Source organism: Streptomyces angustmyceticus, assembly GCF_019933235.1.
Taxonomy (GTDB): Bacteria; Actinomycetota; Actinomycetes; order Streptomycetales; family Streptomycetaceae; genus Streptomyces; species Streptomyces angustmyceticus.
In genome coordinates this window covers 772,776-794,864 of the sequence record NZ_CP082945.1, presented here as the reverse complement: position 1 = coordinate 794,864, position 22,089 = coordinate 772,776, and the positions used below count along the sequence as shown (strand labels likewise).

Genomic DNA, 22,089 nt, shown 5'->3' with positions numbered 1-22,089 from the left:
ATGGGCCGTGGTGTGCCCGTGTTGCTGCGGAGACGGCGGTCCCGGCCGGTACCGACGTGATGATTTTTGAGGGGGTTTGTCTGCTTTCAGGGGCATCTTAGTGGGTGCCGTGATCTTCCTCGGGGTGGCGGGCGGCCGGGACGGCCGAGGCGGTCGGGTGTCCGGGATCACAGGGCGGCGGGGCGGCGGGGCGGAATGCCGTCGCCGCCGTGGACCGTTGACGCCTGCACGCATTCGATGCACGTACACATACCGCCTGGTACTTTCGAGGAGCACCCCCGTGACCGTCACCGAGTCCGCCGCCTCCCGTGCGGCCGAGATCCTCTCCCGGCCCATCGCGCTCAACGGCCTGACCGTCCCGAACCGCATCGCGATGGCGCCGATGACCCGCATGTTCTCGCCGGGCGGCGTCCCGGGTGAGGACGTGCGGTCGTATTACGCCCGCCGTGCCGCCGCCGGAGTCGGCCTGATCGTCACCGAGGGGACCTACGTCGGCCACGACTCGGCCGGACAGAGCGACCGGGTGCCGCGGTTCCACGGCGAGGAGCAGCTCGCGGGCTGGGCGAAGGTCGCCGACGCCGTGCACGAGGCGGGCGGCACGATCGTGCCGCAGCTGTGGCACATCGGCATGGTGCGCAAGCAGGGCGAGCCGCCCTTCGCCGACGCCCCCGCCGTCGGCCCCTCCGGCATCCGCGTCGACGGCACCGAGGGCGCCGGCCGGGCGATGACCCGGCGCGACCTGGACGACGTCATCGGCGCCTTCGCCGAGGCCGCCGCGGCCGCCGAGCGCGTCGGCTTCGACGGCGTCGAACTGCACGGCGCCCACGGCTACCTCCTCGACCAGTTCCTGTGGGCGGGCACGAACCGCCGTACCGACGCCTACGGCGGCGACCCCGTGGCCCGTACGAAGTTCGCCGCCGAGATCGTGGCCGCGGTCCGCGAGACCGTCTCGCCCGACTTCCCGGTGATCTTCCGCTACTCGCAGTGGAAGCAGGAGGCCTACGACGCGAGGCTCGCCGAGACCCCGGAGGAGCTGGACGCGATCCTGGCCCCGCTGACCGCGGCCGGTGTCGACGCCTTCCACGCCTCCACCCGCCGCTACTGGCTCCCGGAGTTCGAGGGCTCGGACCTCAACCTGGCGGGCTGGAGCAAGAAGCTCACCGGCAAGCCCACCATCACCGTCGGCTCGGTCGGTCTCGACGGCGACTTCCTGCGCTCGTTCGCGGGCGAGGGCGCCCCGGTCCGGGGCATCGACAACCTCCTCGACCGGCTGGAGCGCGACGAGTTCGACATGGTCGCCGTCGGCCGCGCCCTGCTCCAGGACCCGCAGTGGGCGGCGAAGGTGCTGGGCGACCGTTTCACGGAGCTGAAGCCGTACGACGCGACGGCGCTCAAGACGCTCAACTAGGGCTTCCGGAGGCGGGGTTGTGGGGTGCGGAGCTGAGGCGCCGGCAGGGGTGTGGGGCGCTGGCCGCCGGACCGGGTCGGCCGTTCGGACGCCGAGCGCGCGGGCCGCGCCCGGTGCCGTCGCGGTCGCCGTTCCGGTCGTGGGCGTCGGGTTCACGCCCTGAGCGGCTGCCCCGCCCCCTTCACCTCGCGGCTGAGCGCCTTCAGCGCGGCGGCGTGGATCTCCGAGAAGCTGGGGAACGGCTGGATCGTGTCGCGCAGCACGGCGAGCGGGACCCGGGCCCGGATCGCCAGCGTGGCCTGCTGCATCCACTCCCCGGCCTCGGGGCCCAGCGCATAGGCGCCGGTCAGCACCTCACCGTCGCTGAGCAGCGTCAGGAAGCCGTTGGACTCGGCGTAGGTGTGCGTGTAGGTGGCCGTCTTGGCGATCTCCGTGAGCAGCGCGGTCGCGCCGAACCGCGCCTCGGTGGCGCCGACGGCCGCCGCCTGCGGATCGGTGTAGGTGACGCGCGGGACCGCCTCGTAATGGGCCTCACGGGGCTCGCCGAGGAGGTTCGACGCGACGACCTCGCCCTGGTACTCGCCGACGTGCGTCAGCGGCCAGATGCCGGTGATGTCGCCGACCGCCCACAGCCGCTCGCCCGCCCGCATCCGCGCGTCGACCGGCACGCCCCGGCCGTCCGCGGTGACGCCGACGGTCTCCAGCCCGATCCCCTCGACGCGCGGGCGGCGGCCGGTCGCCACGAGCAGCCGGTCGCCGCGCAGCACCCGTCCGTCCGCCAGCTCCAGGACGAAGTCCTCGCCGTCGCGGCGCGCCCCGGTCGCCGGCGTGCCGAGGACGAACTCGATGCCGTCGCGGCGCAGCGCGGTCGCCAGCGCCTCGCCCAGCGGTGCGGGCTCGCGCGCGAGCAGGTGCGCCGCGGCCTCCACGAGGACCACCTCGCCGCCGAAGCGCCGTACCACCTGCGCCAGTTCGAGCCCCGCCGGCCCACCGCCGAGCACGATCAGCCGCTCGGGCACCGCCTTCATGCCGGTCGCCTCGCGTGTGCTCCAGACGCCTTCGAGGTTCCGCAGGCCGGGAACCGGGGGGACGACGGGGTCGGCGCCGTTCGCCAGCACGAGGTGCTCGGCGGTGTACCGGACCCCGTCGACCTCCACCACCCCGGTGGACGCCAGACGGCCGTGACCCCGCAGCAGCGTGATCCCCTTCTCCGTCAGCCACCGCTCGGCCCCGGCGTCGGAGTAGTCCGAGACCATGTAGTCGCGCCAGGCCAGGGCCGCCTGGACGTAGACCTCGGCGGTGCCCGCCGCCGTACGCGCGCCCTGCACCGCCTCGCCCGGCCGCAACAGCGTCTTCGAGGGGATGCACGCCCAGTAGGTGCACTCGCCGCCGGCCAGGTCGCGCTCCACGACCGCGACGCGCAGGCCGCCCTCGGCGAGCGCGCCGGCGGTGTGCTCGCCCGGCGCGCCGCCGCCGAGGACGATCACGTCGTAGTCATAGGTCGTGCCGCTGCCTTTGCCGCCGCTCATCGCGCCCTCCGTTCGCGCTCGCGTGCTGCTTCCACGGTCGCTCTTTTCGCGCGGCGTCGCACCCGTGCGGCCCGCGGGGCGGCGGCCTGGCCTGCGCCGCGCCGGCCGACAGGTGATCCGCGGCCGGTGGCGTGACAATGGAGCCCAGAAGCCGATATCCCGAGGTCCGGAGGCACGGATGACGGGCAGCGCACCGGCTCCCGAACGGCACATGCCCCCGAGCGGCGGCGGGTCGTCGTGACGGCCGCGCCCAACGCTCCCGGCGGCGCCGCTCTCGCCGGTCAGACCGTCGTGGTGATCGGCGCCGGCGCGGGTATCGGACGCGAAACCGCCCGTCAGGTACGGGCAGGGGGCGGCAGGCTGGTGCTGGTCGGCCGCAACCCCGAGCGGCTGCACCAGGCCGCGCAGGAACTCCGGCCGCTCGCCACGGCCGCGTTCGACGCCACCGACTCCGACCGGCTCCGGCGGTTCTTCGACGAACTGCCCGGACCGGTCGACCATGTGATGGTGACGGCCGGCAGCCCTTCCTACCGGCCCTTGTCCGGCATGGACCTCGACGCCGCGCGCAGCGAGTTCGGACAACGGCTCGCCCTCACGCTCGGTGTGGCCCTCCACAGCCGTGACAAGGTACGGGCCGGCGGCACGCTGGTGTTCATGGGCGGCACGGGCGGCCGCCGGCCCGGCGCCGGCATGAGCGTGGTGTCCGCGCTCACGGCCGCGCTCCCCGCCCTCACCGCCGACCTGGCGCTCGAACTGGCGCCGGTCCGGGTGAACCTGATCGCGGCCGGGTTCGTCGACACCCCGCTGTCGGCCGCCCTCCTGGGCGATCAACTCGAAGCCCGGCGCGAGGAGTTGCGTGCCACGCTGCCCATCCGGCGGGTCGTCCTCCCGGCGGATGTCGCCGCGCTGGCCGTCCACCTCATGTGCAACGAAGCGCTCACCGGCGGCACGTACGACATCGACGGCGGACAGCAGCTCCTCTCCCACTGAATGCCCCGGCGTGGGACACGCCGAAGCGGGCCCGGCCCATGGCCCGGCGGTCCTGCTTCTGCACGGCCGGCCCTACGAATTCACAGCTACGCCGCCGTCGCACCGCTGCTGGTGGCACAGGGCTACCGGGTCGTGGACGTCGATCGCCTGAGCCGGTAGCCCGATTCACGGCGACCGCGACACGCCCCCCGGTCCGCCGTGGCGCCTGGCGTCCCCGCCACGGCGAGTGGCATACGTTCTTGGCAGGTGCCACGACGGCCCCGGAGCGCGGTTGCGGAGGGAGCGGTGTGGTGGACGGCCTCTCCGTTCTGCTCGTAGCGGTGATCGTCACGGCGCTGGCCTTCGACTTCACCAACGGGTTCCACGACACGGCCAACTCGATGGCGACCTCCATCGCCACCGGGGCGCTGGCGCCGCGGATCGCGGTCGTGGTCGCCGGAGTGCTCAACCTCGCGGGTGCGTTCCTGTCCACCACCGTCGCCAGGACGATCTCCGGCGGCATCGTCGACGACCACGCGGTCACCCTCACGATGATCTTCGCCGGGCTCATCGGCGCGATCCTCTGGAACATGGTCACCTGGCTCGCGGGACTGCCCTCCAGCTCCTCGCACGCCCTGTTCGGCGGCCTGATCGGCGCGGTGTGGGTGGGCGCGGGAGGTGACGCGGTCCGGCTCGGGCAGGTCGTGGAGAAGATCGTGATCCCGGCTCTGGTGGCGCCGGTGCTGGCCGGTGTGAGCGCGCTGCTGGCGACCTACCTCGCCTATGTGCTCACCCGGCGGACGCCGGGCGGCGAGGTCAGCCGGGGGTTTCGCATGGGGCAGATCGGTTCCGCCTCACTCGTCGCCCTCGCCCACGGCACCAATGACGCCCAGAAGACCATGGGAGTCATCACCCTCACCCTCATCTCCGCCGGCCTGCTGAGCCAGGGTTCCGGCCCGCCGTGGTGGGTGACACTCGGCGCGGGCCTGGCGATCTCGCTCGGGACCTACGCGGGTGGGTGGCGGATCATCAGGACCATGGGCAGGGGGCTGACCGACATCGAGCCGCCGCAGGGGTTCACCGCGGAGACCACCGCCGCCACCGTCGTCCTGGTCTCCTCCCACATGGGCTTCCCGCTGTCGACCACGCAGGTCTGCGCGGGCGGCATCCTCGGCTCCGGCCTCGGCAGGAAGCTGGCCCAGGTCCGCTGGGGAGTGGCGGGGCGGATCGCGGTGTCCTGGATCCTCACTCTCCCCGCGGCGGCGGCCGCCGGGGGCGTCGCGGCCTGGCTGGCCGGGCGCGGCGACATCGGCCTGGTGCTGGTGGCGGCAGCGGCCCTGGCCGCGGTCGCCGGGATGTACGCGCTCTCCCGGCGCAGGCCCGTCCACGCGGGCAACGTCAACGCGCCGGCCGGTGCGGAAGACGAACGGGCCGACCGCACCGCGGTGTGACCGGGGAGCCACCGGTCTGCCGACGGCCCGCACACGACAGCAGTTCCCCCGGTGGGGGAGCGGAGGAGGCCGGAGCCATGCGGATCGAATGGGAGGCGCTCGCCGCGGTCTGTGCCGTCAGCCTGACCGTCGGGATCCTGCTCGTGGGGGTCTTCTCCCTCGGGCTCGTCGCCCTGACCCGGTCCCGGGAGACGCGGTCGGCCGGTACCGGACGCGGGGGCAGGGCGGCGGTGCCGGCGAGGGCCGCGGCGGCGCTCTGCTTCGCCGTCTGCGCGGGCCTGGCCTGCTACGGCATCGTGCTGATCGTCTCCCGGTCGCGATAGCGGAAGCGGACGCCCCGTCCCCGCCCCCGCCTCGCTCCACGGCTCCCGGGCGCCGGTCAGATGTGCCCCTCCCGCAGCGCAAAGGCGACGGCATGGGCCCGGTTGCGCAGGTGGAGACGGGTGGTCATGCCGTGCAGCACGTTCTTGACGGTGCGTTCGGAGTACGAGAGCTTGCTCGCGATCTCCGCCGTGTCCAGTCCTTCGGCGATCAGCCGGATGACATCGATCTCGCGCGGGGCCAGTCCGGCCAGCGTGCCGGGCCGGTCGTCGGCGCTGCGCTGCATCTGCCCCACCTGCTGGAGCAGTCGGGCGAGCAGGTCAGAGGGCAGGTCCCCCTCGCCCCGGGAGGCCGCCAGCACGGCCTGGTACAGGCGGCGGGGGGTGGCTTGATGGCGCCACAGGATCGCTCCGACGCCGCACTCGATGACGGCGAGCAGTTCGGCCTCCCGGATCTGGTCCGCCACCAGCACGACCCGTGCCCCGTCGATCCGGACGAGACGGCGCAGCTGCGGGATCGTGGAGTCGTCCATCGTCGTGGTGACGACGACGGCCACCGAGGGCGGGCGATCCCCGCCGCCCTCCACCAGCCGCACCCCCCGGTGCTGGTTGAGCTGACTGGTCACGCCCGCCAGGGAGATCGGGTCCGGTGCGCGGACCACGACGGGTATCTCCAGCTCGGTCTGACTCATGGTTGCTTGCATCTGTGTTCCCTCGTTCTCTGGAGCGCCCGACTCCGGCCGTGCCCCGCCGGTCCCTCCGGCGTGCCACTACGGCCGAGGGCGCGGGAACCGCCCACCGGGCCGCCGCGCCCGGCGGGCCGCGCCCGGTCCGGGCGGTGGGCGCCTCCCGGTACCCGTAGGCATCGGGATGATGCGAATGGTTCAGACCGGGCATTGCTGCCGGTCGGGCGGTTGGCGAGTGGGCAGGCGCTGCGGTCGGTTCGGGCAGCGTCGGCGAGCACTTCGCCTCTGCCGAAGTGGGTACGCCGTGCGGCTCCCGTTCGGCAATGCCGTGTGCACCAGCCTGCGGGGCGGGCCGTGTGCACGGCAACGAATCCGGGCAAAACGAGAACGCGGGAACGCCGAAACGCGCTGTGACCTGTGAGAACGTCTTGCGCCTGGAACGCCCGCCTGGAACGCCCGAGGGCGCGGGTGACCTTTGTGATGACCAGGCAGGGGGCTCCAGGAGGAACCTGGTTGGTGCCCTGGGAGGCAGCCCGGCGGCGCGAAGGGACAGCGCCGGCTGCCTCCGTCGTCCGGCGAAGGGGCAGCGTTCTGCCGGATCGTCAGGCGACGTCCGGGGCGCCGCAGCGCAGTCGCCAGGAGTGGTCGAGGTGCATGGTGGCCCGCCCGTCGGCGTCGTAGGGCTGCCAGCCGGGGTCGCCGTGGGTGGCGAAGGCGACCCGGGCGGCGTGCGTGCGGGCCGCGAGGCCGGCGACACGGCCCGGGCGGCCGGGGCCGAGCAGGGCACGCGCGCCGTGCAGCGCGGGGAGTTCCGTGCGGTCGAAGACGAAGGGCAGCTCGACGCAGTGGCAGGCGCCGAGTTGCCCCTCGAAGGCGGCGGAGCGCCAGTCGAAGGCGTAGGCGAAGGTCCGGGTGCCCGGCAGCGCGCTGTGGGCGTCCGCGAGCGCACGGCTGCCGGCGCGGTACACGTCCGTCATCAGGTGGGTCGCCCAGACGCCCGGCCCGGCATCGGGGAACCGGGTCCGGTAGTGCGCCAGCAGCGCTTCCGGCCGGGCCGAGCGCCGGGCCGCGACGGCCGCCAGGGTGCCGGGCGTCATCGCGCTGACCGCGCCGTCGGGGACGGTGTAGAGGGCGGCCTCGTCCGCGTTGGTACCGATCAGGAGTTCTCGGGCCGCCACCGGCCCCGCGCCGTTCCGGCCTGCCGCGCGGAGGGCGAGGGCGGGCTGCCGCTCCTGGAGGACGCCGTCGAGCACGGGCTTGAAGGGGCTGTTGCCCAGCGACGGATCGACGTGGCCGGAGAGCGCGGGACCGGTCGGCGGAAGCTCGTCGACGGCGGCGGTCAGCCGGGCGTCGTCCACCCCGAGGAACGCCTCGGCGCGGGGCGGCAGTCCGAGCAGCGCACACACCTGCCGCGTGATCGCGAGACTGTGGTCGGAGGGTACGGCGCACAGGCCGTTGCCGCTCTGGCTGATGGCCCGGCGGAAGAGCCCGGCGGCCGGGGGAGCGGCCAGACCAGCACGGGCAGTCCGCCCGCGCCCGCATCGGGCGTGGTCACGGTGAGGTAGTCGTCGCCCGTGGTCGCTGCTGGCCGAAGGCCTGCCCGCCACCGTGTGGATCGGCACCGAACCCGGGCGCGCGCCCGAAGTGGCACAGGCCCTCGCCGCGCGCCGCCCGGGCGCCGTGAAGCGCCTCGCCGGCTCCCTCGCCGACCACCCCGCGACGCGGTTCCTCGCCCCTCACGGCGGCCTCCTCGGTGTTCACCTACGGAGGCGTCTTCCGCGACGAGGAACACCTCGCCGACTCCCTCACCGGAGGCTTCGCGGGCAGCGAGGAGGTCACTTCCCTGGAATGTTCCCTCCAGCTGGAGGTGTTCAAGAGGTACTGGACGGCCCGCACCTGAGGACTGGTGCGGTGCGGGCGCGCGATCGCGTCGGTTGCCCGACCTGCTCCGGCGGTCGGGCGCTCCGATGGTCCGGTGTAACCCGCACCGTTCACGCCTGTCGATGGGAAAGGGCAAAGCGCGCTGGAAGCTCGTAAACCGGCCAATATGCGGCCCCTCTGCCGCATACGACCACGGCCTCGGGGCCCTGCCCCGCCCGCTGTGACCGGGAGCGACCGCGGGGGCCGGAACGTGCCGCAACGGCATGACCGATACGGGCCGTTGGGCGTGTCGCGAGTGTTCCGAACAGCGGCTGAGCGGATCGGTGCGAACATTGATCCTGACGTACCGGGCGACGCGGACCGCCGGTGACCCACCCGGTCACCGGCGGAACGGCCAACTGGGGGGCCGGGGTGCGGCGGGGGAATCGACGTGGTCAGGGCCGTGGGAGCGGTCGTGGGGAGCGGATTGCACGTGTGCGGGGCGCGCGGGCGGGGAGGGGAGTGAACAGTGGGGGCGGCTGAGGAAGCGGCGGGGGTCGCGGCACTGCTGAAGGAGTGGAAGGACCGCTCCGGATACAGCTATGGAGTGCTCGCGAAGCGACTGCACATGAGCACGTCGACACTGCACCGCTACTGCAACGGCGACGCGGTGCCGACGGAGTACGCACCGCTGGAGCGGCTGGCACGGCTGTGCCGGGCGACGCCGGACGAGCTGGTGGAGCTGCACCGGCGCTGGATCCTGGCGGACGAGGCCCGCCGGCGCGAACGGGACCGCAGACAAGGGGGCGGCGAGGCGGGGGCGCCCGCCGGGGCCAATGGCGAACGGGTTGCCGGATCCGGTCTCGTGACGGCAGCCGGGGCCGCGTCCGCACCCCGAACTGCGTCCGTACCCGAGCCGGTAACCGGGGGTGCCGCGGCGGTGCGGGGGACGGGAGCCGGGCACGGGAGCGAGTCCGCCGAGTCAGCGGTGGAATCCGGGGCCACGTCCGGCCCCGGCACCGGAACCGGGGCCAACTCCCGGCCCCAGGCCCGGGATGCGGCCAGCTCCCGGCTCCGGGCCGGATCCGGAACCGACGCCCACTCCGCATCGGACACCGAGGCCGAGGCGGGCCGCGATACCGTGCCGCCGACGGCCTCCGCCGAGGCGGCCTCCACCTCCGTTTCCACGACTGCCGCCGTCCCCGCCACCGCGCCCCCCTCCGATGCCGACGCCGGTGAGGTCGCCGAGGTCACCCCCGAGGGGCGGACCGTGCGCCGGCGGCCGCCCGCGGGCAACCGGCGGCGGATCGCGCTGACCGCCGGCATCGCCGTGGCGGCCGTGGCCGCGTCCGCCGCGTTGCTCGCCGGACTGGTCTCCGACGGCGGCGACCGCGAGGCGGCAAGCGGCGCGGCGGCCGCCCGTACGAACGACGACGGCAAGCCGACGCGTCCTGGGGACGGGCGGTCGGCGTCCGCGTCCGCGAAGCCGCACGGCGAGGGCAGTGTGAGCCCCACCCCGACCTGGTCGCACACGCCCGGCAGCAGGACGTCGGGCAGATCCGACGACCGGGCGACGAGCCCGGACGCGGCCGACCGCGACGGGCTCCCGGTGAGCGTGGACGTCCGCCCGTACACCTGGGAGGACCCGTGCAGCCAGCGTTACTTGGTGGACCGGAAGCCGGGCGAGATGCCCCCGCCGCCCCCGGAACAGGACGCCCGCGGCTGGATCGCGGCCCTGGGTGCCGTCTCGGCGGACAGCCAGCGCGTCCAGATGTCGGTGCAGGGCGTGGGCGGCAAGACGGTGATCCTGCACGCCCTGCGGGTGCGGGTCGTGGGAAGCGCGGCCCCGCCCGCCTGGACCGCCTACAGCATGGGCGTGGGCTGTGGCGGTGGCATCAAGCCCAAGTCGCTGTCGGTCTCCCTGGACGCGGCGCAGCCACGGATCACACCGCAGAACGGGCAGCCGGACTTCCCGTACAGGACGAGCGAGAGCGACCCCGAGGTCTTCCAGGTCATCGCGCGGGCCGGCTCCCGCGACGTGCGCTGGTACATGGAGCTGGAGTGGTCCAGCGGGAACCGGCACGGCACGCTCCGGATCGACGACAACGGGGAGCCGTTCCACACCAGTGGCATGGCCGGCCGGCCCCAGTACGACTACCCGCTGGGCGGCAGCAAATGGATTCCCGCCCCGGAGGAGAACGGCTGAGCCCGGGGCCGGCGTCTGTGCCGGCCCCGGGCCCCGGACGAGGTCAGTGACGTCCGTTCACCAGCTCAGCGCCTGCCCGACGGTGGACTGCCAGTAGGTGACCCACGCCGAACTGTCGGTGGTGATACCGCCCTTGGGCAGCGTGAGCCGCACGGCCGGGCCGGTCGACCCGCCCCCTGCCCGGTTGGCGAACAGCATGCCCAGCTTGTGGGCCGTGTGGCTGCCGCTGCCGGAGCCGTCCGCGGCCCGGTACATGATCCCCGCGTACGCCGACTGGCCCGGACCGAGCGTGACCACGGCCTGCGGCTCGGACGCCTCCAGGAACGTGGTGGCGGCCTGGTCGTCGTCCCAGCGGAGGTAGGGGGCGTAGTAGGCGTGGCAGGGCGCGGAGCCGGTGTTGGTGACGGTGAGGAGCATGTGGTTGAGGGGGCGATCGACCTTCGTCACGGTGGCCTTGACCTGCGCACCGGTACAGGCTCCGGCGGCCTTCTGGCTGCCGGAACCCTTGCCGGCGGCCACACCGGCGGCCTTCTTCCCTCCGGTCCCGCTGCCGGACGCATGCGAGGCGACCTGTGTCGCGTCACCGCCCTTGGCCTGGCCGTTCGCCTTCGACGAGGACGGGGCGCCCTGGTCGCCGGCCCCGGGCCGGGCGGACGCGGCCGGGACCGCGCTGCCGGTGTTCCTGGCGTCACTGTCGCAGGCGGTCAGGGAGAGAGCGGCCGCCAGCACGGCGGCTGACGCGGCGAGTCGGGTGGTGTGACGGGGGATGCGCATGATGACTGGGTGCTTTCTTCTTCGGGGGGCGGCAGGACGTGCGGTCAGAGAAGGGTGACGACCAACAGGAAGACGGTCGCCGCCGACGCGGCGAGTACCGCCAGGGCCACCGCGTCCGTGACGTCGACTCGGTGGAACAGGCGGCGCCGGAAGCGGGTCCGCATGGTGTCTCCCTTCGGCGTGGGGCCGTCGCTGCTTGCGGTGCCGAGCTTGCGACGCGGTCCGTCCCAGCCGCCACGACCGCCGTGAAGCCCGGGACGCCGGAACGTTCACACCGCCTCTGACCTGCTGAAACGACCCTCTCCTGGAACGCCGCGCGGGGACGTGGGAGGCGTTTCCGGCCGCTCCCGCCACCCGCCGGATCCCCCGGCGGGCCCCGCGTGCGGAAGGACGACAGGCTCGTCCACGCCGACCGGGAGGGCCCCCTCCGTCAGCAGCTTCTTCAACACCGACGAGACGAAGGAGGAGTGCGACGCCGGCGAGCCGTTGGCAACCCGCACCCCAAGGGGAACTGACCACCGCGCCGCCTCGGCGGCGCCGTCCCGCGTGGCGGTGCCGGGCCCGCGCGGGGCGCCAGACCGGCATCCGCGGGCAGCAGCAACCGGAACCGTTCAAATTTTGACATTCCTCTCGCGGGTCATCCGGTCCTTCTACGGTTCGCCTATGGAAGAACCCGGTCGCCTCACCCTGGCGGTTCGCACTGTCGGCCCCGCGGGCCGTCCCCCGTCCGATCCCGCCGTATGGCTGTCCGCCGTCCACGGCGCGACCGCGAAGGCGGCGCGTTCGCGCACCGCCCGGGAGCTGCTCGCCGGTGCCCTGGACGCGGCCGCTCCGCTGCTGGGCGACCTGGGCGGTGCCCTCCTGCTGCTGGACGCGTCCGGCCGCTACCTGTTCCTGGTCGCCTCCCAGGGGCTGCCCGCCGACGTGGCCCTCCCCATGGAGGCCATCGGCATCGACGAGGAGCTCTCGGTCACCGACGCGGTGCGCAAGGCGTGCCCGGTCTGGCTGAACTCCTTCGCCCAGCGCCAGACGCGCTATCCCGGCCTGGTCGACCGGCTGCCCGTCGACCTGGTGACGGGCGCCCTGCCGCTGATCGACAACGACACCGTCATCGGCGTACTGACCGTGCTGCGGCAGCACGAGACCGGGTTCTCCCCCGTCGAGCGGGCCTTCCTGCGATGCCTCGCCGACCACGCCGGGCCCGCCCTGGCCGCGCTGACCGGACGCCAACTCGACCACGGCGGGCCGGAGGACGAGGACGTGGCCGCGGACGCCAGCGGCACCATGGAGCTGGGGACGTTCGTCTGGCACCTGGACACCGGCGTCGTCGAGGGCGATGACGCCCTGGCCCGCCTCCACGGCCTGGCGCCACGCTCCGATCCGCCCCTGACCCTGGAGGAGTTCCTCTCCCAGGTGCCCGCCACGGACCTGCCCGCGTTACGCCAGAGCCTCGGCCACATCGCCCAGCGCTGCGCGGACTACCAGGTCCGCTACCGCGCGTACGACGCCACGGGCCGGCTGCGCACCCTCGAAGCCCGCGGCCGGGCGCATCCGGCCGCGGACGGTCACCCGATGAAGATGGACGGCCTGGTCGCCGACATCACCGTGGCCTGCGACCGCCAGCAGCTGAACCAGCGCCTGCTGTCGTCCCAGGCCGAGCAGTCGGGCCGGCTGCGGGACCTGGCGGCGCATCTGGTGAGCGCGGCCAGCCTCGACGACGTGGCCAACGCCACCGGCACCGCCCTGCGGGCGTTCGGCGCCGACGGGCTGCTCGTGGTGGACACCGAACGCGACCGCCTCCGGGTCATCGCCTCCTGGGGCTACGGCCCGGCGGAGGAGACCGCCACGGAGGGATTCCCACTCCACGCCTCGACCCCCTTCCGGGACGCACTGCTCCAGGGCACCCCCACCTTCGCCGGCTCGCTGCGGGAGGGCCTGGCCGGCTACCCCTCCCTGGTCGACTTCGCCCACGCCACCAAGCGCCAGTCCTGGGCCGTCCTGCCCCTGCCCACCGCGCAGGACGGCCGCGCCGCCTGCCTGATCGGCTTCTCCGCCCCGCACGAATTCGCCCCCGCCGAGCGGTCGTTGCTCACCGTCGTGGCGGCCCTGCTGGCCCAGGCGATGGACCGGGCGCGCATCCACGACCGGGAACACCGGCGGGCCGTCGAACTCCAGCAGGGCATGCTCCCGCGGGCCCTTCCGGAGTTGCGCAACACCACGGTGCACACCCACTACCGGCCCGCGGCGGAGGGCGCCGCCGTCGGCGGCGACTGGTACGACGCCTGGTACACGCCCTCGGGTGAACTCGCCCTCGTCGTCGGGGACGTACAGGGCCACAGCACCGCGGCCGCCGCCGTGATGGGCCGGCTGCGCACGGCGGTGCGCGCCTACAGCGCCGAGGGACACTCGCCGGCCGACGTCCTGCACCGCACCAACGCGCTGCTCACCCAGTCCTCCACCGACCCGGACTACGACCTCTTCGCCACCTGTGTCATAGCCCACCTCGACACCGCCACCGGCCGACTGTCCCTGTGCCGCGCCGGACACCCGCAACCCCTCCACGCGGGTCCCGGGAAGCAGCCCGCCGTCCTTCCCGTCGACGGCGGACTCCCGCTGGGCATCGAACCGGACGCGGTGTTCCCCACCACGACGGTGACCCTCGCGCCCGGCTCGCACCTGCTGCTGTACACCGACGGGCTCGTCGAACGACCGGGGCTCGACCTGGACACCGGCACCCGACAGCTCCTCACCGTCTTCGGCTCCGGGCTGCGCTCGGTGCCCGAGAGCGCGCTGCTGGCCCACATCGAGCAGGTCTGCCTGCCGGCCCCCGTCCCCGGCGACGCCGATGACATCGCCGCCCTCTATCTGCGCTGGCAGGGGCCCTGTCCGTGAACGGGCGCCGTCACGGCCGCCGTTCGGTGTATCCGCAGATCCATGACAGTGCGGTGTGCACGCCGCGGAGGTAGTCGTGCGCGGCCGTCCCCTTGCGGGTGCCCTCCCACTGCACGGCGGCCGCGTCCACCTCGGCGGTCAGGGCCGGAACCGTGGGGCAGCCCTCCGTGCGGAAGCCCGTGATGGGCGCGGCCGCCCCGTCCCCGAGCGCCCAGCGGTAGGCGGCCAGCGCGCCCAGGGCACTGCGGCCGGTCTGCGAGAGATCGTGGGTGACCTGGGCCAGCGCCGCGCTGGCCCGGAGCACCTCGGTACGCGGGCGGGTGCCCAGAAGCGACGGGGTGGATTCGGACCCCATAGGGTTCTGTGACTCCATGGCTAGGTGGCAGCTCCTGATGTTGCCCGCACCGGGAAGCTCGCCCGAACGTGCGATGCCCAAGACCCCGCGGGGTCGGGTGCTGTGGTCAACGTCCCTCCAGAATAGCCGTGTTGGCGGCATGCTGCGTTCGCCCCGCACGGCGGCGGGCCCCCGCGTGCGGCGCTGCCCGCGAGACGGCTGCCCAGGTCCCGGGGGCCCGGGACGCCCGATCCGCCCCTCGAAACGGACCCGGACAGTCCCGGACGACTTCCGGCCATTGGCCGTCCCGGCCGTCCCGCAGGGGCCTGGGGGAGGGGTAGGAAAGGGGCCGGTCCGCGGAACTCCCCCAACGGGCGGTCGTCCGGTTTCCGGTCCTGCTCCTTCCTGACCTCCCGCAACGGAGCCGGGACGGTCCGCGTGAGCCACGACAGCACCGTGAAGTCGGGCGGTTTTCCGGCGAGTTGGGGACGCTCCGCGCACCCGGCCGGACGGCTCGCCTCCGGTGCCGCCGGTTCCTCCGCGGCACCCACCGGCCCCTTCCCCTGACGGCGCGGGCCGCTTCCCGCGTCGTCGGAAACGGAGACCCATGATGCGAAGACATCTCCGCGCCGCGGTGACGGTGGCCGCGACCGCCTTCCTCGTCCCGCTGCTGACGGCGAGCCCGGCGCCCGCCTCGCCGGCCCGGCACGCCGACGGCGCCCGTCCGCCCGCGGACTGCCGCCCGGCCCTCCAGGTCCTGGCCTCCCTGCCCGGATCAGGAGGCAGCCAGGTCAAGGGGCTCGGGCCGAACGCCCTGGCGGTAGGGGCCTCGCGCGGTCTGCCCGTGTACTGGACCGGAACCAGGGTGCACCGCGTACCGCTGCCCGCCGGCTTCACCGGCGGCGAGGCCGCCGCGGTCAACGCGAAGGGGCTGATGGTCGGGACCCTGCAGGGCGCGGGCCGCACCGCCGCCTTCAGCTTCCGCGCCGGGGCCCGTACGGTGACCCTCCTGCCCGAGGGGGCCCACGCGGCGGACGTCAATGACCGGGGACTGATCGTCGGCGACGGAACCAAGAGCGGCGCCTTCACCGGTCTCGTATGGGACGGCACCCGGATCGTCCGCCGGCTCGCCCCGCCCGCCGGATACTCGCTCACCTCGGTGACCACCATCAACAACGCCGGGCAGATCGCCGGTTCGGGCGACGCCTTCAAGGACGACGAGTCCTGGTCGGCCGGCCTCACCTGGCCCGCCGGGCCGGGAGCCGCGCCCGTACCGCTCCAGCGCTACTGGCCCGGGGGAGTCCCCTACGACTACTGGTACCCGCGGGACATCGACAGCGCCGGACGGATCGTGGGCACCCATGACTACACCCGGCTGGACACCCTGACGCCCACCCAGTGGCTCCCGCCGTACACCACCGAGACCGAACCGGGACTCCTCGGCGAACGCACCAGCGGCACCTTCGAGGCCATCAGCCCCACCACCAACATCAGCGTGGGCACCGCTCTCGACAGCCACATGGTCGGGCCGTTCCCGCCCGAGACGGCACCCCCGCTACAGGCCCAGATCTGGCCGGGCACCGGTCCGCTGCTGGCCCTGCCCAGGCTCTCCCCGGAGGGCGACGCCCAGGCCCACGCCGTCAGCGACGACCAGCGCGTCGGCGGCTCCGCGGCCGACGCCACATCGACCACCCGCGCCGTCATCTGGACCTGCGCCCTCCGCCAGGCGTACCGGCCCTGACGCCCCGCGCCGGCCTCTGATGTGCCGGCGCCGTAGCCGACTTCCGGGAGCGCCCCGGGCGGACGGTTCACCGCCCCGGGCGCTCCTCCCCGTGATCAGGACGGGATCTCCTCCGCAACGGGGGCCGCCCCGTTCCGCAGCGGGACCCGGGCCACCACCCGGGAGCGCAGTACCAGGTCGTCCATGGTGTCCATGAGCCAGAGCGCGGACAGCGGCATGCGCACCGCGATACGGCTCTGGTGGGTGGCGACCAGCTCCCGGAGCTGCCGGTACGCGTCGCCGGTGACCTCGCCGGTGAACTGGACGTACCCGGCCAGGAGCGGACGGTGCGCCGCGCCGAGACGGGTGCGCAGTTGCGCGAGCGCGGTCGCGGACGCCACGTCGGCCGCCTGGACGGGCAGGTAGATCCGCCCGGTGTTGAAGCGTCCGATCCACGGCCCGCGGACCACCATGTCCATGCGAGGGGCCAGTTGCGGTGGTGCGGGAAGTTCCCGGCCCCCTTCGAGCCCTCCGGCGAGCGTGGCGTGCAGGCGGTCGGCCCGCAGGGCCAGCCCCGGCCACCAGACCAGCGGGCCGGCGTCGCTACGGCGGAGAGCGGCGAGAAAGGACGCGAGGCCGGCGTCGGCCGTCAGCCGTCGGCTGTCGAGCGGGATCACCGCCGAGCGGATCGGCGGCCAGTACTCGGCCGGGCCGGTGTCGGGCCCGAGAGGCGCTCTGGCCCGGTCGTCGAGGAGAGGCAACTGCCGTTCCCGATAGCGCCCGTCCAGCGTCAGCGTCCCGTGGGCCGCCCAGTCGTACGCGGCGCCCTGCCGGGACAGCTCCGCGATCGGATCCAGCAGTGGTGCGACGGCCTCGTTCATCAACGGTCTCCCGCTCGGTGGGCGACGGACATTCCGTCCAGTGACGGGCAGTGTCACACCCCGAGCCGCCGCGGCCGCGATTCCCGGCCGCGGAATACTCAACTCCGCACCGGAGTACGGCAGTTGAGGCTCCCAGTCACTTGTGTCACACACGTCACACCCGTGTGGTTCCTGGCGTGTCCGGAGGATCATGATGGGACACTGTCAAAAAGTCGAAATGCTGTACCAATTGGGGGCAGAACGTGAAGGTGACGATTTCACCGCGCTTCTCCGAGGTCGATGTGCTCGGCCATGTCACCAACTCCGCGGTGCCGGTCTGGTTCGAGCACGGCCGGTTACCGATTTTCCGGCTGTTCAGCAAAGAAGCGAACATGCGCGACCTCGCGCTCATTCTGCGACGTTACGAGATCGACTTCACCCGGCAGATCGTCGCATCCGTCGATGTCACCGTCGAGACCACCGTGGCGAAGGTCGGCAATACCTCGATCACCATCGAGCAGATCGCCAGACAGGACGGCGCCGAGGTCGCCCACGGTACCTGTGTGATGGTCCATTTCGATTACGAGAGGGACGTCACCGCCGGCATTCCCGACCACCTGCGCACCGAACTGGCCGCCCTCTGACGCCGAATGACACCGACCAACGCCGAAGCCAATCCGCCAGCCCAGATGGGACACTTGTCTTGAGTATGCCGCGCAACCCCCTGGCCGACCTTGATTCGACCGAGTTCCTGGATAATTTCCGGGGCAGCATCGACGCGTTCGACAGTGCCCGGCTTCCCCATGAGCCGCTGTCCCGGGAGGGTCTGCGAAAGCTCGTGGAGTTAGGCATCTACTTACCGGCCATCCCGCGCGCGTACGGTGGCCGGGAAAGCCATCGGGAGATGTGCGAGATCATCGAGATCATGTCCGAGCGCAATCTGCCGATGGGCATGTACACCATGATCGTGACCGTCCTCTTCCTCCGCAATGTGGCGAGAAGCGGCGATGAGGCCCTGAAGGAAGAGGTCTTCGACGACTTCGCGCACCATCCCGTCATCGGCGGCCTCGCCTTCACCGAACCGGGGAGCGGTTCGAACCTCGCCCGTATGCAGACCACCTACCACGACGACGGTGACGCGTACCGGATCACCGGAACCAAGCACTGGCAGGCGTTCAGCGAGCAGGCGGACTGGTGGATCATCTGCGCCAAGCACCCGGAGCGCAAGGAGTTCGGCTACTTCGCCCACCGGCGCTCGGACGGCGGATTCGTGACCACCGAGGTCTACGACAGCCTGGGACTGAAGAACCTCGGATACGGGCTCAACACCCTGGACCTGCGGGTGCCCCGCCATTACCGGCTCACCAAAACCAGGGAGGGCCTGGGCGACGCCGCCGAGATCCTGTGCGCGTCCCGCTTCAGCAAGGCCGCCATGGCCAGCGGATTCCTGCGCCGGCTCAGCACCGAATCGCTGCGCCAGGTCAACACCCGGAAGATCGGTGACGGCACCCTGCACGACATCGGCTATGTGCGCTACAAGGTCAGTCGCATCCGGCAGAACTACGTCGCCTGCAATGCGCTGTACCGGCACCTGATGCTGGCGGAGGACTACTCCACGGACCTGGAGAACAGCATGTTCGCCTCCCTGGCGACGAAGGTGCTGGCCTCCGAACTCATGCTGGAATCGGCCCTCGACTACCAGCAGTTGTGCGGCGGCGAAGGCTACCGGAAGGGCGCGCCGGACAACATCGCCGCCCACGCCCTGCTCGATGCGCGCGTCTACACCGTATTCGACGGCACCAACGACCTGCTCTGCCAGCACCTGGCCCATCTTTTCCTGCGTCATTTCCAGGAGTCCGGGCTGCGGTCGCCGCTGGAGTTCCTCGGCCGGTTCGGCTATCTGGAAGACGCGTTCTTCCACCTCACCGACATCAACCTCAGCCATCTCGCCGACGCGCCGTCCCAGGACCGGATCGTGATCCTGGGCCGCATCCTGTCCAGGATCTACGGAATCGGCGCGCTGCAGAAGGCGTCCCGAACGGCGGCGCCCAGCGCGCGGCTCGCCGTGGACGACGCCGACTACGCGAAGGCGATCGCGGTGCTGAAGAACGAGATCGTCGGCCTGGTGAACGAGTACGAGCTGACCGCCAGGCTCGTCGGCGCGCAGGCACTGCCGGGCGCGCTGCGGCCGCACGGCTCCGTGGTCACCTTCGACTCCAAGGTGGGAATGCGCTAGTGCCCGGCGGGACCAAGAACCTCAAGGTTTCGCTCATCGCGTTGACGTTCGTGATCCTCTACGGATCAGGATTTGTGGGCGGCCGGTACGGCCTGCCCTATGCGGAGCCCTTCTTCTACCTGGCCATCCGGTTCGGCGCGACCGCGGTCATCCTGTTCGTCCTGATCCTCTGCTTCCGGGTCGCCTGGCCGCGCTCGGGCTACCTCCACCTCATGCTCAGCGGCATCCTGCTGCAGGGGGTGTTCTCCGTCGGGGTGTTCTACGCGCTCCACCACGGCATGACCCCCGCCGTCTCGGCACTGATCATCGCGCTGCAACCGCTTCTGGTGTGGCTGATGGTCTCCGTCGTGACCGCGCGAAAGGTCCGGCCGCTGTCGGTGCTGGCACTGCTCGGCGGGCTGGTCGGCGTCGCCATCACGGTCTACCGGGGCCTGGAGTCCTCTTCCGGGCTCACCCCGACCAATGTCGCCTTCGGCGTTCTCGGCCTGGTGGGAGTGTCGACCGGACAGTTCGCCTTCCAGCGGAAGAACCCGGGCGCACACCTGCTGATCAATGGCTTCGTGCAGTCCGGGTCGTCGGCCGTCGTCATGCTCGCGGGCGGACTGGTCTTCGAGAAGGGCGTCATCCGGTGGACACCGCAGTTCGTGCTGTCGGAACTGTGGATGTCGGTCGGTGTGTCGATCGGCGCGCTCAGCCTGCTGTTCGTCCTGATGCGATCGGAGAGCGCGGACCGGGTGGCGTCGTACTTCTACGGCGTCCCGATCGCGGCGGGACTGATCGCCTGGCCGGTGCTCGGCCAGCGCCCGACCGCGTCGGAGATCATCGGCTTCGCGGTGATCATGGCCTCGATCACGGTCTTCAACCGCAGTAGCCGGACGCCGCACACCGAACCCGCTCCCGCGGCGCCGGCCGAGGACTCCGTACCGGCGGCGGAACGCGCCTGAGCGGGGGCGGGGCGTTGCGGGCCCCGCTGTGCCACGCCGGCGGCGAAGCGATCCCTGTGCCGGGCTCCGGGGGTGCCCCGGAGCCCGGCACGGTGTCCTAGACGGAGGCCATCGGGCGTGCGTCGTCGTCGGTGGCCGCGGGCGCCGGGGCGGCTTCGGCGGGGGTCGGGTCGCCGGTCAGGCCCTGTGCGTGGGCCCGGACCCCGGAGCGCACCGCCCAGAAGTAGAAGAGCGGGGCGGTGACCGCGATCAGGACGGTGCCGAGCTCGCCGGGGAGGACGTCCCGGCCGCCGAAGTCCTTGCCGCCCAGCGCGGACACCGCGGCCGTCCACAGCAGGAAGGCGATCATCCACCAGGCCGGCGCGAACTGTCGCAGCAGGCCCGCCTGCCGCCCGCCGCTCGCGCTCCTGGCCCGGCGCCGCAGCACCAGCGCCGCGACCGGTGCGGCCACCAGCGTCAGCACGGTGATCTTTCCGGTCTCCGGCCACTTCGACCAGTACAGGGCGCAGGCCGCGAAGGCGAAGGTGACCGGGCACAGCACCCCGGCGGCCGGCAGCCGGAAGGGACGGGGCAGGTCCGGGCGGGTCCGCCGCAGCACGCCCACCGCGATCGGGCCGATCAGATACGAGATGACCATGGCCGCCGACACCACGCCGGCCAGCGCCTGCCAGCTGCGGCCGACGGTGACCAGCAGGACGACGGAGAAGGCGAGGTTCAGCCACATCGCCGGGCGGGCGGTGCCGTAGCGCGGGTGCACGGCCGCCAGCTTCCGCGGGAAGAACCCGGTCTCGGCGAGGTTGGTGACCATGTACGCGGCCGAGGCCACGTTGGCGATGTTGGACCCGGCCGGCGAGATGAACGCGCCGAACTGCAGCATGGTGACGACCCAGTGCAGCATCAGCAGCCCCGCCAGGTCGGCGAACGGCGAGTTGAGGTTCACGCCCTGCCACCCGCCGGACCGCGCCAGCAGCTCCGGCGGCACCGACCCCAGGTACGAGACCTGCAGCGCCAGGTAGATCACCAGGCCCAGCGAGAGCGCGCCGACCAGGGCGAGCGGGATGGCCCGGCCCGGGTTCTTGGCGGCCCCGCCGAGGTTGACCACGGCCTGGAAGCCGTTGAAGGCGAAGACCACACCGCAGGTGGTGACGGCGGTGAGCACGGCCGGCCAGCCGTACGGGGCGAAGCCGCCGTGCGCGGTGAAGTTCGAGGGGTGGAAGCCCGACCCGATCAGGGCGAGCACCGCCAGCACCGGGATGGCGAACTTGACCAGGGTGAGCACGGTGTTGGCGCGGGCCAGCAGCTGCACCGACCAGAAGCAGGTCAGCCAGAGCGCGAGGGTCAGGACCAGTGCCACCGCCGTACCGGAGAGCGTCAGCTGGTGGGTGGCCGGGTCGACCAGGCCCTGCGCCCAGCCGAAGCTCCAGGACGTCATGTACTGGGTGGCCGCGATCGACTCGATCGGGATCAGCGAGGCGGTCGCGATCCACACCGCCCAGCCGGTGAGGAAGCCCAGGACCGGACCGTGCGAGAGGTGCCCGTAGCGGGCCATGCCGCCGGGGATCGGGTAGGCCGAGCCGACCTCCGCGTACGACATCGCGATCATGCCGATGAAGATCACGCCGATCACCCAGGCGACCACCGCCGCGGGGCCCGCCACCTGGGCGGCGGAGCCGGCCCCGAAGAGCCAGCCGGAGCCGAAGATCGAACCTATGCCGATCATGATGAGGGCGAAGAGGCTGAGCCCCTTGCGCTCGCCCGCGCTCATGTCCATGGGATGTGTCGTCCGTCCTGGTGGTGCGCATGCCCCGCGCTGTCGCAGGGGCCGCTGTCGTCTGCCGCCGACCACCTTATTTCCGGCCACATGGCGGGAGCGCCGCCGTCCTGCCGGAGCGCCGCACGC

Annotated in this window: 18 protein-coding genes and 1 pseudogene; 12 read left to right on the top strand and 7 right to left on the bottom strand. The window is 72.6% G+C overall.

The genetic code is table 11. The features are described 5' to 3' along the window. Positions 1-280: 280 nt before the first annotated feature. Positions 281-1,408: an NADH:flavin oxidoreductase gene (locus K7396_RS03970; protein ID WP_086715839.1), complete on the top strand. Its 1,128-nt coding sequence runs from the start codon at positions 281-283 to the stop codon at positions 1,406-1,408. 152 nt (positions 1,409-1,560) lie between these two features. On the opposite strand, the gene K7396_RS03965 is transcribed toward K7396_RS03970, so the two are convergent. Further along, positions 1,561-2,937 carry a dihydrolipoyl dehydrogenase family protein gene (locus K7396_RS03965; RefSeq protein WP_086715842.1) on the bottom strand — a complete coding sequence of 459 codons (1,377 nt, stop codon included), beginning with the start codon at positions 2,935-2,937 and terminating at the stop codon, positions 1,561-1,563. A gap of 237 nt (positions 2,938-3,174) precedes the next feature. Here K7396_RS03965 and K7396_RS03960 point away from each other — a divergent pair, with 237 nt between their 5' ends. The 4 genes and pseudogenes from K7396_RS03960 (at position 3,175) to K7396_RS03945 (ending at position 5,680) form a co-directional block, all read left to right on the top strand. Next, on the top strand, positions 3,175-3,927 hold the full coding sequence (locus tag K7396_RS03960) for an SDR family oxidoreductase (protein ID WP_086715844.1): 753 nt from the start codon (positions 3,175-3,177) through the stop codon (positions 3,925-3,927). A 10-nt stretch (positions 3,928-3,937) separates the two neighbouring features. Next, positions 3,938-4,062, top strand: a pseudogene (locus tag K7396_RS03955) (alpha/beta hydrolase); the annotation flags it as partial. A 155-nt stretch (positions 4,063-4,217) separates the two neighbouring features. Continuing rightward, entirely contained in the window at positions 4,218-5,357 is a 1,140-nt protein-coding gene (locus K7396_RS03950) for an inorganic phosphate transporter (RefSeq protein ID WP_086715845.1), read from the top strand. Positions 5,358-5,434: 77 nt separating this feature from the next. Further along, positions 5,435-5,680, top strand: a complete 246-nt coding sequence (locus K7396_RS03945) for a hypothetical protein (RefSeq protein ID WP_086715847.1) — start codon at positions 5,435-5,437, stop codon at positions 5,678-5,680. A gap of 56 nt (positions 5,681-5,736) precedes the next feature. Here K7396_RS03945 and K7396_RS03940 read toward each other — a convergent pair whose 3' ends face one another. Together K7396_RS03940 and K7396_RS03935 are read right to left on the bottom strand one after the other, a co-directional pair. Next, positions 5,737-6,369 (bottom strand): helix-turn-helix transcriptional regulator, encoded by a 633-nt coding sequence (locus K7396_RS03940; RefSeq protein ID WP_223659617.1) that lies wholly within the window; start codon positions 6,367-6,369, stop codon positions 5,737-5,739. A 596-nt stretch (positions 6,370-6,965) separates the two neighbouring features. Beyond that, positions 6,966-7,970, bottom strand: a complete 1,005-nt coding sequence (locus K7396_RS03935; RefSeq protein WP_223659614.1) for a carboxylesterase family protein — start codon at positions 7,968-7,970, stop codon at positions 6,966-6,968. Positions 7,971-8,116: 146 nt separating this feature from the next. On the opposite strand from K7396_RS03935, the gene K7396_RS03930 reads away from it, so the two are divergent. Both K7396_RS03930 and K7396_RS35610 read left to right on the top strand, forming a co-directional pair. Next, positions 8,117-8,263 (top strand): hypothetical protein, encoded by a 147-nt coding sequence (locus tag K7396_RS03930; protein ID WP_174886804.1) that lies wholly within the window; start codon positions 8,117-8,119, stop codon positions 8,261-8,263. A 489-nt stretch (positions 8,264-8,752) separates the two neighbouring features. Continuing rightward, positions 8,753-10,429 carry a transcriptional regulator gene (locus K7396_RS35610; protein WP_152104203.1) on the top strand — a complete coding sequence of 559 codons (1,677 nt, stop codon included), beginning with the start codon at positions 8,753-8,755 and terminating at the stop codon, positions 10,427-10,429. A gap of 57 nt (positions 10,430-10,486) precedes the next feature. Here K7396_RS35610 and K7396_RS03915 read toward each other — a convergent pair whose 3' ends face one another. After that, a complete protein-coding gene (locus K7396_RS03915; RefSeq protein WP_086715525.1) occupies positions 10,487-11,203 on the bottom strand; it encodes a DUF4232 domain-containing protein in 717 nt (238 codons plus the stop codon). A gap of 663 nt (positions 11,204-11,866) precedes the next feature. Here K7396_RS03915 and K7396_RS03910 point away from each other — a divergent pair. Then, a complete protein-coding gene (locus K7396_RS03910) occupies positions 11,867-14,095 on the top strand; it encodes a SpoIIE family protein phosphatase (protein WP_086715527.1) in 2,229 nt (742 codons plus the stop codon). Positions 14,096-14,105: 10 nt separating this feature from the next. Here the strand turns inward: K7396_RS03910 and K7396_RS03905 are convergent, their stop codons facing one another. Beyond that, positions 14,106-14,450, bottom strand: a complete 345-nt coding sequence (locus tag K7396_RS03905; protein WP_158101075.1) for a hypothetical protein — start codon at positions 14,448-14,450, stop codon at positions 14,106-14,108. 589 nt (positions 14,451-15,039) lie between these two features. Between K7396_RS03905 and K7396_RS03900 the strand changes: the two genes are divergently transcribed. Then, positions 15,040-16,170, top strand: coding sequence for a hypothetical protein (locus K7396_RS03900; protein WP_143589019.1), 1,131 nt, complete (start codon positions 15,040-15,042; stop codon positions 16,168-16,170). A gap of 95 nt (positions 16,171-16,265) precedes the next feature. On the opposite strand, the gene K7396_RS03895 is transcribed toward K7396_RS03900, so the two are convergent. After that, on the bottom strand, positions 16,266-17,030 hold the full coding sequence (locus K7396_RS03895; RefSeq protein WP_086715531.1) for a hypothetical protein: 765 nt from the start codon (positions 17,028-17,030) through the stop codon (positions 16,266-16,268). Between the two features lie 242 nt (positions 17,031-17,272). Between K7396_RS03895 and K7396_RS03890 the strand changes: the two genes are divergently transcribed. From K7396_RS03890 to K7396_RS03880, 3 genes are all read left to right on the top strand, one after another. Further along, positions 17,273-17,653 (top strand): acyl-CoA thioesterase, encoded by a 381-nt coding sequence (locus K7396_RS03890; protein WP_086715533.1) that lies wholly within the window; start codon positions 17,273-17,275, stop codon positions 17,651-17,653. A gap of 65 nt (positions 17,654-17,718) precedes the next feature. After that, positions 17,719-19,245 carry an acyl-CoA dehydrogenase family protein gene (locus K7396_RS03885; protein ID WP_086715535.1) on the top strand — a complete coding sequence of 509 codons (1,527 nt, stop codon included), beginning with the start codon at positions 17,719-17,721 and terminating at the stop codon, positions 19,243-19,245. Next, positions 19,245-20,189: a DMT family transporter gene (locus K7396_RS03880; RefSeq protein ID WP_107421135.1), complete on the top strand. Its 945-nt coding sequence runs from the start codon at positions 19,245-19,247 to the stop codon at positions 20,187-20,189. Before K7396_RS03885 ends, K7396_RS03880 begins: the two co-directional genes overlap by 1 nt. A gap of 97 nt (positions 20,190-20,286) precedes the next feature. On the opposite strand, the gene K7396_RS03875 is transcribed toward K7396_RS03880, so the two are convergent. Further along, positions 20,287-21,960: an APC family permease gene (locus K7396_RS03875; RefSeq protein ID WP_086715537.1), complete on the bottom strand. Its 1,674-nt coding sequence runs from the start codon at positions 21,958-21,960 to the stop codon at positions 20,287-20,289. Positions 21,961-22,089: the final 129 nt, after the last annotated feature.

Excerpts from the sequence above, each read along its gene's own strand:
- K7396_RS03940 (WP_223659617.1), bottom strand. The coding sequence starts at position 6,369 with ATGAGTCAGACCGAGCTGGAGATACCCGTCGTGGTCCGCGCACCGGAC.
- K7396_RS03965 (WP_086715842.1), bottom strand. The coding sequence starts at position 2,937 with ATGAGCGGCGGCAAAGGCAGCGGCACGACCTATGACTACGACGTGATC.
- K7396_RS03875 (WP_086715537.1), bottom strand. The coding sequence starts at position 21,960 with ATGGACATGAGCGCGGGCGAGCGCAAGGGGCTCAGCCTCTTCGCCCTC.
- K7396_RS03915 (WP_086715525.1), bottom strand. The coding sequence starts at position 11,203 with ATGCGCATCCCCCGTCACACCACCCGACTCGCCGCGTCAGCCGCCGTG.
- K7396_RS03945 (WP_086715847.1), top strand. The coding sequence starts at position 5,435 with ATGCGGATCGAATGGGAGGCGCTCGCCGCGGTCTGTGCCGTCAGCCTG.
- K7396_RS03895 (WP_086715531.1), bottom strand. The coding sequence starts at position 17,030 with ATGAACGAGGCCGTCGCACCACTGCTGGATCCGATCGCGGAGCTGTCC.
- K7396_RS03905 (WP_158101075.1), bottom strand. The coding sequence starts at position 14,450 with ATGGGGTCCGAATCCACCCCGTCGCTTCTGGGCACCCGCCCGCGTACC.
- K7396_RS03885 (WP_086715535.1), top strand. The coding sequence starts at position 17,719 with ATGCCGCGCAACCCCCTGGCCGACCTTGATTCGACCGAGTTCCTGGAT.
- K7396_RS03900 (WP_143589019.1), top strand. The coding sequence starts at position 15,040 with ATGCGAAGACATCTCCGCGCCGCGGTGACGGTGGCCGCGACCGCCTTC.
- K7396_RS03910 (WP_086715527.1), top strand. The coding sequence starts at position 11,867 with ATGGAAGAACCCGGTCGCCTCACCCTGGCGGTTCGCACTGTCGGCCCC.